The organism is Cellvibrio fibrivorans, from assembly GCF_031457055.1.
In the GTDB taxonomy this organism is placed as follows: domain Bacteria; phylum Pseudomonadota; class Gammaproteobacteria; order Pseudomonadales; family Cellvibrionaceae; genus Cellvibrio; species Cellvibrio fibrivorans.
Genome location: NZ_JAVDVX010000002.1, coordinates 584,962 through 597,062 on the forward strand (window position 1 = coordinate 584,962; position 12,101 = coordinate 597,062).

At 45.5% G+C, this 12,101-nt stretch carries 12 protein-coding genes; 10 read left to right on the forward strand and 2 right to left on the reverse strand.

Annotated elements, in window-relative coordinates:
* The first annotated feature begins 329 nt into the window (after positions 1 to 329).
* Both J2X05_RS07350 and J2X05_RS07355 read left to right on the forward strand, forming a co-directional pair.
* Positions 330 to 2,012 carry a hypothetical protein gene (locus J2X05_RS07350; protein ID WP_310070685.1) on the forward strand — a complete coding sequence of 561 codons (1,683 nt, stop codon included), beginning with the start codon at positions 330 to 332 and terminating at the stop codon, positions 2,010 to 2,012.
* 244 nt (positions 2,013 to 2,256) lie between these two features.
* A complete protein-coding gene (locus J2X05_RS07355) occupies positions 2,257 to 2,997 on the forward strand; it encodes a DUF6882 domain-containing protein (protein ID WP_310070688.1) in 741 nt (246 codons plus the stop codon).
* A 112-nt stretch (positions 2,998 to 3,109) separates the two neighbouring features.
* Here J2X05_RS07355 and J2X05_RS07360 read toward each other — a convergent pair whose 3' ends face one another.
* Complete coding sequence (locus J2X05_RS07360) at positions 3,110 to 3,790, reverse strand: hypothetical protein (RefSeq protein ID WP_310070691.1); 681 nt, start codon at positions 3,788 to 3,790, stop codon at positions 3,110 to 3,112.
* A 117-nt stretch (positions 3,791 to 3,907) separates the two neighbouring features.
* Between J2X05_RS07360 and J2X05_RS07365 the strand changes: the two genes are divergently transcribed.
* Both J2X05_RS07365 and J2X05_RS07370 read left to right on the forward strand, forming a co-directional pair.
* Positions 3,908 to 4,459: a TetR/AcrR family transcriptional regulator gene (locus J2X05_RS07365; protein WP_310070695.1), complete on the forward strand. Its 552-nt coding sequence runs from the start codon at positions 3,908 to 3,910 to the stop codon at positions 4,457 to 4,459.
* 159 nt (positions 4,460 to 4,618) lie between these two features.
* A complete protein-coding gene (locus tag J2X05_RS07370; protein WP_310070697.1) occupies positions 4,619 to 5,020 on the forward strand; it encodes a hypothetical protein in 402 nt (133 codons plus the stop codon).
* A gap of 359 nt (positions 5,021 to 5,379) precedes the next feature.
* On the opposite strand, the gene J2X05_RS07375 is transcribed toward J2X05_RS07370, so the two are convergent.
* On the reverse strand, positions 5,380 to 5,580 hold the full coding sequence (locus J2X05_RS07375; RefSeq protein WP_310070698.1) for a PA3496 family putative envelope integrity protein: 201 nt from the start codon (positions 5,578 to 5,580) through the stop codon (positions 5,380 to 5,382).
* A 260-nt stretch (positions 5,581 to 5,840) separates the two neighbouring features.
* Between J2X05_RS07375 and fliE the strand changes: the two genes are divergently transcribed.
* From fliE to fliJ, 6 genes are all read left to right on the forward strand, one after another.
* Positions 5,841 to 6,215 (forward strand): flagellar hook-basal body complex protein FliE, encoded by a 375-nt coding sequence (fliE, locus tag J2X05_RS07380; protein WP_310070700.1) that lies wholly within the window; start codon positions 5,841 to 5,843, stop codon positions 6,213 to 6,215.
* Positions 6,216 to 6,282: 67 nt separating this feature from the next.
* Complete coding sequence (gene fliF, locus J2X05_RS07385) at positions 6,283 to 7,983, forward strand: flagellar basal-body MS-ring/collar protein FliF (protein WP_310070701.1); 1,701 nt, start codon at positions 6,283 to 6,285, stop codon at positions 7,981 to 7,983.
* Positions 7,976 to 9,007, forward strand: coding sequence for a flagellar motor switch protein FliG (fliG, locus tag J2X05_RS07390; RefSeq protein ID WP_310070702.1), 1,032 nt, complete (start codon positions 7,976 to 7,978; stop codon positions 9,005 to 9,007). Before fliF ends, fliG begins: the two co-directional genes overlap by 8 nt.
* A gap of 93 nt (positions 9,008 to 9,100) precedes the next feature.
* Positions 9,101 to 10,000 carry a flagellar assembly protein FliH gene (locus J2X05_RS07395; protein WP_310070703.1) on the forward strand — a complete coding sequence of 300 codons (900 nt, stop codon included), beginning with the start codon at positions 9,101 to 9,103 and terminating at the stop codon, positions 9,998 to 10,000.
* Positions 10,001 to 10,002: 2 nt separating this feature from the next.
* Positions 10,003 to 11,388: a flagellar protein export ATPase FliI gene (gene fliI / locus J2X05_RS07400; RefSeq protein ID WP_310070705.1), complete on the forward strand. Its 1,386-nt coding sequence runs from the start codon at positions 10,003 to 10,005 to the stop codon at positions 11,386 to 11,388.
* A gap of 67 nt (positions 11,389 to 11,455) precedes the next feature.
* Positions 11,456 to 11,911 carry a flagellar export protein FliJ gene (gene fliJ, locus J2X05_RS07405; RefSeq protein WP_310070707.1) on the forward strand — a complete coding sequence of 152 codons (456 nt, stop codon included), beginning with the start codon at positions 11,456 to 11,458 and terminating at the stop codon, positions 11,909 to 11,911.
* The last annotated feature ends 190 nt before the right edge of the window (positions 11,912 to 12,101 follow it).

A 12,101-nucleotide genomic window follows, 5' to 3' on the forward strand; every position in this document is an offset into this window, starting at 1 on the left:
AGCCTATAAAAAGAGCATTCAAACCGTGTAATGCTCTGTAATATTCTTTGTTGATGTAAGTCGAATAGTCTTTGGGATTTGTTTGAAGGGGAAGCCAGAATGATTGGCTGTGTTGCGGGATGGATCTATTTAGCTGTTCTCAGCTAGTATCAACCGATGCGGATTAAATGGCGGTAATGTGCCCAAAGCGGAAGTTCGATTCAGCTCTGAATTGTCAAATATTTTAATGATAAAATTTCAAAGACTGTTTTTATTCATGAAAGATAACAAGTAAAGAATAAGCCTTAATCGCATTAAATTAACTCTTAAGTAATACTGAAGGAACCTCTATGTCGGTAGAAATTATTAAAGACCAAATTTTCCATTTTTTAGCATCAGACAAACCTGAGATTATGGCTATTAAGGGTGAATGGGGCGTAGGGAAAACCTTTAGTTGGAAAAAATTTCTTATAGAAGCTAAATCTAACAATCAAATAAAGCTAGATCGCTATTCGTACGTTTCTTTGTTTGGCATTAACTCATTGGAAGCATTTAAATATGCGATATTTGAGAATGTTGTAAAGCGTGAAATTATCGATACGGAAGCAAATATCGCAACTTTTAGAAGAAATACTATAGGTTTGATGGAGTCTTTTGGTCGGCGATCGTTGAATGTACTTAAGGGATCGCCACTAGCAGAATCATTTAGCCCCGCGATAGAAGCCATTTCTTTTTTGTCTTTAAACAGTACGATTATTTGCATTGATGATCTAGAGAGAAAAGGAAATGGATTGGAGATCAAAGATGTTTTAGGTTTAGCCTCCCTGTTAAAAGAACAAAAAAAATGCAAGGTGGTTTTTCTACTAAACGACGGAGAGGACGGACTACAAGACTATGAAAAATATCGTGAAAAAGTAATTGATATTGAGCTTGCTTTTTCACCAAATCCAGACGAATGTGCCTTCATCGCATATGCAGATGACGCATCTCTTCACTCCAAATTAGGTGATCTGACGGCAAGTTTAGGAATTCGTAATATACGAATACTGAAAAAAATTGAACGCTTAGTTCTGCTTTCCTTGCCGTTGCTTAAAGACTTTGAGCCAGAGATTACAGATCAAGTAATACACTCACTTGTGCTCTATTCGTGGAGTTATTTCTGTTCAGGCTCAAACGAAAACATTCCGCCGTTAGACTTCATAACCAGCAAAGGTTATGCGTGGCTTGGAATAGGCGAGGAGAAACCTGATGAAAATGAGAAAAAGTGGTTGACTACTTTAGAATCTTATGGGTATCGGCTGACAGATGAGCTTGATCTGTTGTTGGCGGAAGCTATAAAAACAGGCTACTTTGTTGAAGATGAATTTAGAAAAAAAGCATCTATCAACAATGAATATATTATTGCCTCGAAATCTGAGGGATCGTTTTCCGAAGCTTGGCGACTTTATCACGATACCTTTAATGATAATGGCGATGAGGTTGTCAATCGTTTGTATCAAAGCTTTAAAGAGAACTGTAAATACATAACGCCAACGAATCTTAATGGAACTGTATCTTTGTTTAGAGAGCTTGATGAAAATGAAAAAGCATCCGAAATAATAGATATATATATTGAGCGTAGGAAAGAAGAAACTAACCTTTTCAATATGAAAGAAATTAATTTTTTTGGTGATGTACGAGACCCAGAAATAGTAGAAAAATTTAATGCTACGTATATGCAATCCATTACTGTAGAGACAGCTAAAAGTGTTTTAGATCGTATCGCAGGAAAAAATGGCTGGAACCCAAACGATGAGGTGGTATTAGCGAATACCTCTGTAGATGAGTATTATGATTTATTCAAATCTGAGGTTGGACGCCATTTATCATCGTTTGTAACTGCGTGCTTAAAATTCGGTCAATCAAGTAATGCTAGCGACCAACAAAAAGAGATTGCTATCCGGGCCAAGGCAGCACTAATAATCATAGCAAAAGAGAGTGTAATTAATAAAATACGGGTAAAGAAATTTGGAGTAAATCTAGAAAATGAGTAGCAAGGAAAATCAGATTAATGTTTTCCGTAATCGCGAAAAACCCAACAAAGCTATTATTATCAATGTCCTCTTAGGCTGAAACCTGACTAAATCGCAAGTTCACGTATGTAAGCGAACTCATGAGTTGTGATTTTGCCGATGACGGATTTGGCAGTTTTTATTGTAGGTGGTGTGTGGCGAATAATCGCATCTGCTTTGTTTCTATCGAGCAGCAATTTTAAGCAGACAAAAACGATATAGAATAATGAGCGAATCAGAAAATAAAGTTGAATGTACAACTCACGGAACTAATAACGCTACATTCCTTTGTAGTCATTTAATCGAGGGTAAAAATCTTGGTTTCAATTTAGGATATGATCCTGAAAAACCAGACGATTTGTGGCCCGATGCTTGGTGCGATGAATGTGAAAAGGTTTTTGAAGCAGAGGGCGAGTGGAATAATAGGTCTGAGAAATTCGCCGATATAAAGCTTGTATGCGCTGACTGTTATGAGGATGTTCGTGAGCGAAACTGGATTCAAGATCAAGACGTATATCACAACATGGTTAGAAACAGTTTTAGCTTTATCGAGCCAAGACATAAAGAGTTTGTTTCAAAATACAACGCTGGCAAGCATGAGAGATGGGATTGGTATCAAGATACCGCAAAGTTAGTTTTCTCTCATGAAGGTGTGCCTCAAGTTGAGGCCGATATCCAGTTTTCAGGCACCTACTCGACTAAATCAAATACCTGGATGTGGGCGTGGGCTAACCAAAGTTTAGACGAAAATGTTAAGGCATCTTCAAGGGATATTAGAGCTATCGGGCAGAAGCTAGGCATTAAGCAATTAGTAGCAGGTCGTTATGCAGCTACTGAGGTTGATGGATGGGAAATGACCGCTGTTTTAGCTAAACACCTAAATGCAATCGGAGTTTATCGTACTCCCAGTGATAGTGGCTTCACCTATATGGTTGTTACAAATGCAAAATGGGTGAGCAATAATTAAATTTCCATAATTTAATAAGTATTAAAATGGGCGAAAGAACGTCCGTTAGGCATCCATGCCCTACAGCTCATGCAATGCCAAAACAATCACGCTTTCTTTAAAAAATAATTTCCTAACTCTTATTTCTACGCGTACTCCACAACAAACAACTCCCAAGTGCACAAAACCAGATGGTAATAGCTAACACGAATAGACTCATTCCTTTCACATTCAAATGCCACTTTCCAGTAACTATTATGAACAAGCTGATTGTGCCGATTAATAAACCTGCTAATCCTACCCAGCGAAAGAGTTTGTTATCCTGAACCAGATTGCCGCTCCAACAGATCAACGCACATAGCCATGCAAAGGTTCCTGCATTCGCTAGCACCTGATTCGATTGCATCAATAAGCGCGATTGAAATTCGAAAATCGCCAATTGCTCAGCGGTATTGATCTCTGCTCCGAGCACCATTGGAGGTGCGAGAAAACCGCTAATCAACGCTGCGCCAGCCATCGCTAATCCGCCTGCTGCAAATAAACCACTTCCGAGCCAAACGATAGGGGTATTTTTTGCGGCACCATAAAGTGTAAATAACCAAACGTAGATGAGTACCACCAGAATTAATAAGCCGTGCACATGCATAGTCAGCCCGGCAATTTGAGCCATTTGTTCAATTTGGGCTTCAGGTTGCGACGCGCTGATATACGGGTGATGAGCCATACCCGCGTTTGCCAATATGGATAGGGCAATTAAGCTCCAGCCAATAAGACGGTAATACGAATGTGTTCTTTGTTCGTTTTCGTTTAACACGATGCCTCCAGAGATAATTATTTAAATGCAGTGCCAGCCTAGCAAGCGCATATGGATACTTGGCGGACAATACGATTAGAATGTCCGGCATCTACAACAAAACCTTGGGTAAATTGTGTGACAGAGGAATTTGAAGGAGACAAGCGAGCAGAGCGCACAGGGTTAGCGTTGCGCAACGCGTTTTTTGAACTGGTGTTATCGCAGCCTTACAGCAAGATAAAAATTGCAGACATCATCGCCAAGGCTGATGTGGGGCGCTCGACGTTTTATGAGCATTATAAAAACAAAGACGATCTACTCTATGCGAGTTTGCGCTGGCCGATGACTGTTTTGGCCTCTGCGATGTTACCCCCGAACAAGGTGTTGGATTTACAAGGGATACTGGAGCATTTTTGGCAGAACAGAAGTTTTGCTCGCCCTATATTGACGGGCACTACACGCAAGCATGTCAGCCGTTGCCTTAGCCAGATACTTGTTGAGCAATTGCATAACATGTCTTCACCTTCACAAAATCGTTACGTGCCTGTGTCCGCTATTGCTCAGGCACTGGCTGCAACTCAACTCTCTTTATTGAGCGACTGGCTGACGGGCGTATATTCCACAACACCTGATAAACTTGTTCAACAGTTAATGCTTACCAGTAGAGCGATTGCTGTTCCTTCTGTGTGAGAACATTTAATGGGGAAGGATAAGATTTAATTCAGCTCTGAAGATATGTAGTTCTCTGATTGTTGTGCGTACAGCCGGAAAAGTTTTTCCACTGATTTTTTTAAGGCGCTGTTTAATAGCTCTTCCGGGTTTAAAATTTTGGAAAAATGGGAATAGTTGATGTTTGATCTGATTTTATCTTTACTTGCAAAATTTAAGCTCAAAAAATCTGCAGAGAAGGCGGGGCAGGCGAGCCCATATGCTGCGGTAAAGGTTTGGTTCGATGAAGATTATGCTCATGTACGATGGCCGGAAAAAGAGCCTCAGTCCGTCGCTTGGAGTGAACTAATCGGAGTGGCCGTTGAAACAACTGATCAAGGGCCATTTGTAGAGGATGTGTGGTGGCACCTGGCAACGAAAAATGGTGTTGTAACATATCCGAGTGAAGCTACAGGCGCTGGCGAACTGCTACGACGACTTCAGGAAATTCCATCATTAAATAACGAGCGCTTGATTCAGGCGATGGCATCGACCTCAAATCAGATGTTCTTGCTTTGGGATCATGAGGGTAGACACAAATAAATTGATGCGCAGCTACCGTGTCGTTGCATTATAATTTTTCTGCTTTATTTTGTTTTATTAATAAAGTCGAGCTTAAAACTATCCTTATCTCGGTATCAACTTGAAAAAAGAAAATGCAATACACTGAAGCTGAAGGATTTTATTTAAAGAAAGGCGCAATGAAAGTTGGGGAGGTTTATAGCGAACCGCAGAAAAGAATGTTGCCTAAATTAGAATTTACGGTGGCGACACCCACCTGACAATCACCGGCAAATGAGGTGATTGACGTTTATTGTAGGGGCCCCGCTTGCTGCGCCCGATTTACTGAAAAAACCCTGGGCGCGGCAAGCAGCGCCCCTACATTAAATTGCGCTGGCAATTTAGTGCAAATACTCAAATTCATACTCACAGGTTTCCCGCTGTAATTTTTTCTCTTCCCATTTTTCTTCCAGCTTGCGGCGGCATTCCATGTTGCGGCGTATCTGTTGTTTTTTTCCTTTTGAGATCACCACGTCGGCGATGAAACTCGCCATTGCATTTTCGATTAGTTCCAGATCGCTTAGTTGGTTCATGTCGCTCATGAAAAACTCCTTGATGGGGTTGGTGACGGCTTGAGCTTAATCGCGCTGGGTGACAAACCGGTTAAGGATCTGCGACAAATTGATTAATGCTTGCGCAGCTTGGGGCAAGTGATTGCCGGGCGGCAAAGGTTGGCCTGCTTTGTGCAAAATCCCCTGCAATGACAGATTTATAGGCGGCAATGCCAAATTATTGTCACTGTGAGTTGTACAAGTGAAATGGCTGTTTGGGATTGTTTTGAGCTTGTTTGAGAGGGCATACCATGACTGATCGCGTAGATATCAACCGATTATTAGGCGATATGCGTAATTTAAAGGCGCAAACCCAGGCATTTCAGCGCCCGCAGGGTGTTGGTGATACACCTGCCGGTATGCGTAGCCTTGGCGCTTTACCGGTGGAAGGGACATCAAAAGTTCCCAGCTTTGGCGATTTAATGACGCAGGCAGTCAACAAAGTGAATGATGTGCAAAAGGCTTCCAGCTCTATGGCGGATGCTTATGAACGCGGCGTTGCCGGTGTAGACATTACCGATGTGATGATCGCCTCGCAAAAAGCCTCAGTGTCGTTTCAGGCGATGGTGCAGGTGCGCAATAAATTAGTGGATGCCTATCGCGATGTGATGAACATGCCAATTTAATGGCTGTACCTGATGGTTATGTTGCATCACCCAGTGCGATTAAAAATTTGTTTAAGGTGTTGAAATTATGGCTACGTCTGCCGCTTCCGAATCTGAAAATGCACCAGCGCAACCGAAATTGGGTGGCGATTTTTTGGAAGGTTTAAGCAACCTGAATTTGTTGCGCCAAGTCGGTTTGATGATCACCCTCGCGGCCAGTGTTGCGATTGGTTTTGCGATTGTGATGTGGATGCAGGGCGAGGATTACCGCCCGCTGTATGGCCGCATGGATAACCTTGATGCCGCCAATGTGGTGGACGTGCTTGAACAAAACCAAATCAAATTCAAGGTGGACGAAAACAGCGGTGCGATTTTAGTCGCTAGCGAAGATGTGCACATGGCGCGGTTGAAACTCGCTGAGTTCGGTTTGCCTTCCAGCCCGACCCAGGGCTTTGAATTGATGGATAAAGAGCAGCCACTAGGCACCAGCCAATTTGTGGAAAACACCCGTTATCAGCGCAGCATTGAAGGCGAATTAGCGCGCACCATTACCAGTATTACCAGTATTCGTAACGCGCGCGTGCATTTGGCAATTCCGAAAAAAACCGTATTTGTACGCGATGTAACTAATCCAACGGCATCGGTATTTGTGGAAGTGTTTGCTGGCCGCAGTGTTGAGCCTGCGCAAGTCAAAGCCATTATGAATTTGGTGGCATCCTCAGTGCCTGGAATGAAAATGGCCGATGTGACGGTGGTAGACCAACACGGCAATTTAATTTCCACCGGCGAAGACAGTGCTGATTTGTTGATGGCCGCGAAGCAACACCAATATTCCAAGGAGGTCGAAAACAGCGTAATCAAACGCATAAACGGTATTTTGGAACCGGTGGTTGGCGGTGGTAAATTCCGTGCAGAAGTGAGCGCTGATATCGATTTTACGGCGGTAGAGCAGGCGGCCGAAACCTTTAACCCGGACTTACCGGCAATCCGCTCTGAGCAAACCCTCAATGAAACCCGCCGCGCGGGCGATGTTGCTGCCGGTATTCCTGGCGCCCTAACCAATCAACCACCAGGCACTGCAGAAGCGCCGGAACAAATTGATCCTGCCACTGGCCAGCCAGTTGCTGCTGCGCAACCGACCAATAACCGCGAACAGGCAACTCGTAATTACGAACTGGACCGCACGGTTAGTTACACCAAGCATCAACAGGGAACCCTTAAGCGCCTGACCGTTGCTGTCGTTGTCGATGATAAGGTTGTTAAAAATGCAGACGGTACTGAAACCATGGTGCCCTGGACAGAAAACGAATTGGAACGCTTGTCTATACTGGTACGTGACGCAGTGGGTTTCAGTGCTGTGCGTGGCGATAGCGTCAATGTTTTGAACTCGGCGTTTGCCAATCGCGTGGAAGATCCCAGTGTGATGGTAGACGTACCTTGGTGGGAGCAATGGATTATTCCCAATATTAAATATATCGCCAGTGTGCTGGTTATTCTGTTGATCATATTTGGCTTGCTCCGCCCTATGTTTAAAAGTTTGTCCAAACAAGGTGGCGCGCTGGCAGAACAAGAAGAGGCGCGTCAATTGGCCGCTCTGGAAGCAGCTGGCGCTGGCGGGTTAGATGGCATGTCTGATGAAACTGTCACACTGACCGGCGGATCGGCGCTGTTATTGCCCAGCCCGGAAGAAGGTTACGAAGCACAACTGAACGCCATTAAAGGTTTGATTGCCGATGACCCGGGCCGTGTGGCTCAGGTAGTGAAACAGTGGATAAATCGCGATGACTGAAGCTAACGATAAAGCGGTCGATAAAGCCAAACTTAAACTGCGCTACGTTGATCAGGCGGCCATTTTATTGATGTCGCTGGGTGAATCGGACGCAGCAGAAATACTCAAGCACATGGGGCCAAAAGAAGTGCAGCGGATTGGTGCTGCAATGACCCAGTTGCAAAATGTGCAGCAATCAGAAGTACATGCTGTGCTCGGTAACTTTTTAGATGAAGTGCGCACACTCACCGGGCTTGGCGTGGGTGCTGATAATTACATCCGCAAAATGCTGGTCACTGCGTTAGGTGAAGATAAAGCGAATAGTTTGATCGACCGTATTTTGATTGGTGGAAATACCACAGGTCTGGATACGCTCAAATGGATGGAGGCGCGTTCCGTAGCCGATATTATTCGCAACGAACACCCGCAGATTCAGGCGATTGTTATTGCCTATTTGGATTCGGATCAGTCCGCAGAAATTTTGGGATATTTTCCTGAGAAAGTGCGCCTCGATATTATGATGCGCGTTGCATCGCTGGATACGGTGCAGCCGAGCGCGTTGCAAGAATTGAACGATATTCTGGAAAAACAATTCTCGGGCAATGCGGCATCGCAAACCAAAGCCATGGGTGGTTACAAAGTGGCGGCGGAAATTATGAACAATCTGGATGGTTCTATTGAAGCCGAATTGATGGAAGGCATCAAAGAAATCGACGAGGATATGGGCAACCAAATACAGGATCTGATGTTCGTGTTCGAAAACCTCAAAGAGGTGGACGACCGCGGAATCCAGGCGCTGCTGCGCGAAGTGTCCTCCGATGTGTTGGTGGTTGCACTTAAAGGTGCAGACGACGAACTCAAAGAAAAAATCTTCAAAAATATGTCCAAGCGTGCCGCCGAATTGTTGCGCGACGATTTGGAAACCAAACCCCCAATGCGGTTGGCCGATGTGGAAGCCGCGCAAAAAGAAATCCTTATTACCGCGCGCCGTATGGCCGATGCTGGCGAAATTATGTTGGGTGGCGGTGGCGATCAAATGGTTTAAGTACGGGGTCGTTGAAAAATACATTTCTCGTCATAACAGTACATTGCTCGTCATACCCGCGAACGCGGGTATCCAAATTGAGATAGAGCGTCCATGTCGGATAACAGTTTGCTAAATCGTATTCCCGCTGAAGTGGTCGAAAATGCCACGACTTGGGTAATTCCTCCGATTACGGAACACGGCAAAATTTTGTCGTCGGCAGAAAAAGAAGCACGTGAACGACGTGAGCGGTTGTTGCGCCGCGAAAAAGAAACGATTGAAACCGTTGAAATCCCCGAGCCGGAAGCGCCACCACAATTAGGCATGACCGCCGAGGAGATGCAGGCGATTTTTGACACTGCAGAAAAAGACGGTTTTGAGCAGGGGCATAAGGAAGGTTTTACTAAAGGCAATTCCGAGGGTTATGAAGCCGGGCGCCAGCAGGGACTAATGGAAATGCGCGCGCAGTTGGTTGCCGAGCAGCAGCGTTTTCAAAAATTGGCCAATGCATTGCTCGAACCCATCAACGCACAAGATACCGATGTAGAACATTTATTACTGGATGTGATTTGCACGCTCACCCAAAGTGTGGTGCAGCGCGAATTACTGACGGATTCATCCCATATTGTCAGTTTAGTAAGAAATGCGGTGGATGCATTGCCTATTGGCAGTAAAAATATCCGTGTTTGTTTAAATCCCGACGATCTCGCCGCTGTTGAAACCTATGCTGCAGAACAGCAATTAGCCTGGAGTTTTTTTGGCGATGGGGAATTGTTGCCCGGTGGTTGCCGAATTGAAACTCCGGAAAGCCGCGTGGATTTTTCTGTGTCATCGCGTTTGCAAACCGTGTTGGAACAATTTATTTCCAAGCAGTTAGCAAGTGGAGACAGAGACGATGACGAAGGTGATGATGCGTTTGCTCACGGAAATATGTTGCATAAAGCGGAACTGGAGAACGAGAAAGAACGTGAAAAAAAATCTGACCTGAAACCTGATCAACAGGATGAGGTGTAAGCATGTCAGAACGTCAATCTATCGGTTCTCGTTTACGCACTTACGCACCGCGTAAGTTAGTTGTGGTGGAACCTCAGGCAGAAGGGCGTATTACCCGTTCAGTCGGATTGACTCTTGAAGCAGTGGGTTTGAATGTATCTGTCGGCCGCCAGTGTGAAATTATCAATAGTGACAACCGCCGTATTGAAGCAGAAGTGGTTGGTTTTTCTGGCGATAAAGTTTTTTTAATGCCGATTAAACGCGTTGAAGGTTTGCAGCCAGGTGCGCGCGTCGTGCCTATTGCCACCCAAATGGGGATGCGGGTTGGCCCGCATTTGTTAGGCCGTGTTGTGAATGGCATCGGCCAACCGTTGGATGGTAAAGGCCCACTCGTTGGCGATGAATTCCTCGATTTCACTCCGCACGAAATTAATCCCTTGCAGCGTCACCCAATTAGCGAACCGCTGGATGTAGGTGTGCGTGCAATCAATGCACTGATTACCGTTGGGCGTGGCCAGCGTCTGGGTTTAATGGCCGGTTCCGGTGTGGGTAAAAGTGTGCTCCTGGGAATGATGACCCGCTTTACGACAGCAGACGTAGTTGTTGTGGGGTTGGTAGGCGAGCGTGGCCGTGAAGTAAAAGAATTTATTGATCACATCCTCGGTGAGGAAGGTTTGCGCCGTGCGGTTGTGGTTGCATCACCGGCCGACGATGCGCCCTTGATGCGGTTGCGCGCTTCGCAGTTGTCGAGCCGCATTGCAGAATATTATCGCGACCAGGGATTAAACGTACTTTTGCTAATGGATTCATTAACGCGCTTTGCGCAGGCGCAGCGTGAAATTGCACTGGCAATTGGCGAGCCGCCTGCTACAAAAGGTTATCCGCCCTCGGTGTTCGCGAAAATTCCACAGCTAGTCGAACGCGCCGGTAATGCGGCAGAAGGTGAGGGTTCAATTACCGCTTTTTATACCGTATTGACGGAAGGTGATGATTTGCAAGACCCGATTGCCGATTCGGCGCGCGCAATTCTTGACGGCCATGTGGTGCTATCGCGGCGCTTGGCGGAGGAGGGCGTTTACCCCGCAATTGATGTCGAGGCATCGATTAGCCGGGCTATGCAAAATATCGTTGATGACGACCATTTGAAAATGATGCAACGGTTTAAACAACTGTTGGCCCGCTATCAACAGAACCGCGATTTAATTGCCATTGGTGCCTACACACCGGGAGCTGATCCGGAAACTGATGCGGCTATCGAACGCTTCCCGCACTTGCGCGCGTTCATTCAGCAGGGGATCAAGCAGGGGGTGCGTCTGCCGGAGTCTATCGCCAATCTAAAAGTGTTACTCAAGCCACCCGCCAATAGCAAAGCTAACAGCCCGCTGGCGCAGCAACATCGGCAACGATAAAAAATCAATCGCCAATAAAAAAACAAAAGGTAAATTAACTTGGGTTATCTAGCAGAGAGCCCCTGTCATGGCTGAATCCCGCGCTAAACGTATGCAGGTGGTGCTGACATTGGCTGTGCGTCAGGAGGATGAAGCGGCCAAAAAACTTAGCCAGTTTCGCGAACAGCTTGCACAGGAGGAAATGCAACTGGCGGATTTGCGTGAGTATGCCACCCAGTATCTACATGCCCAGGGGGAGTTGCGCGAGGGTGTTCTTGCCCACGAGTTGATCAATTACAGTACGTTCATCAATCGTCTCAATGAAGCCTGCCGTGAGCAAGAAGCCAAAGTACAGCGCTACAAAGCGATACTTGAATCCTTGCAGCAACAATGGCGCGTTAAACATCAAAAACGAAAATCTATTGAGGATTTAATCACTCGCTTGCAGCAGGAAGATAATCTTCTGCTCGATAAACGCTTGCAGAAAGAAATGGATGAATTAAGCTCGCAGCAGTTACGGCGGCAGTCGGACAACGGCCAATAACCCGGACCCGCAACGCAATAGTTATTGTAAATTGGCCATTTAGAGCAGTTTTATCGCTTACTGGTTATATTGTGTAAGTCCCCAGCAACTATAGTTTTATAGGCTATCCTTAGGTTGTGCTGGTGCAGGGTAGTGGGTTACTTCCTGCCGACTCGTATCAGGAATGTTCAGAGTTTTTTGATGAGGTAAG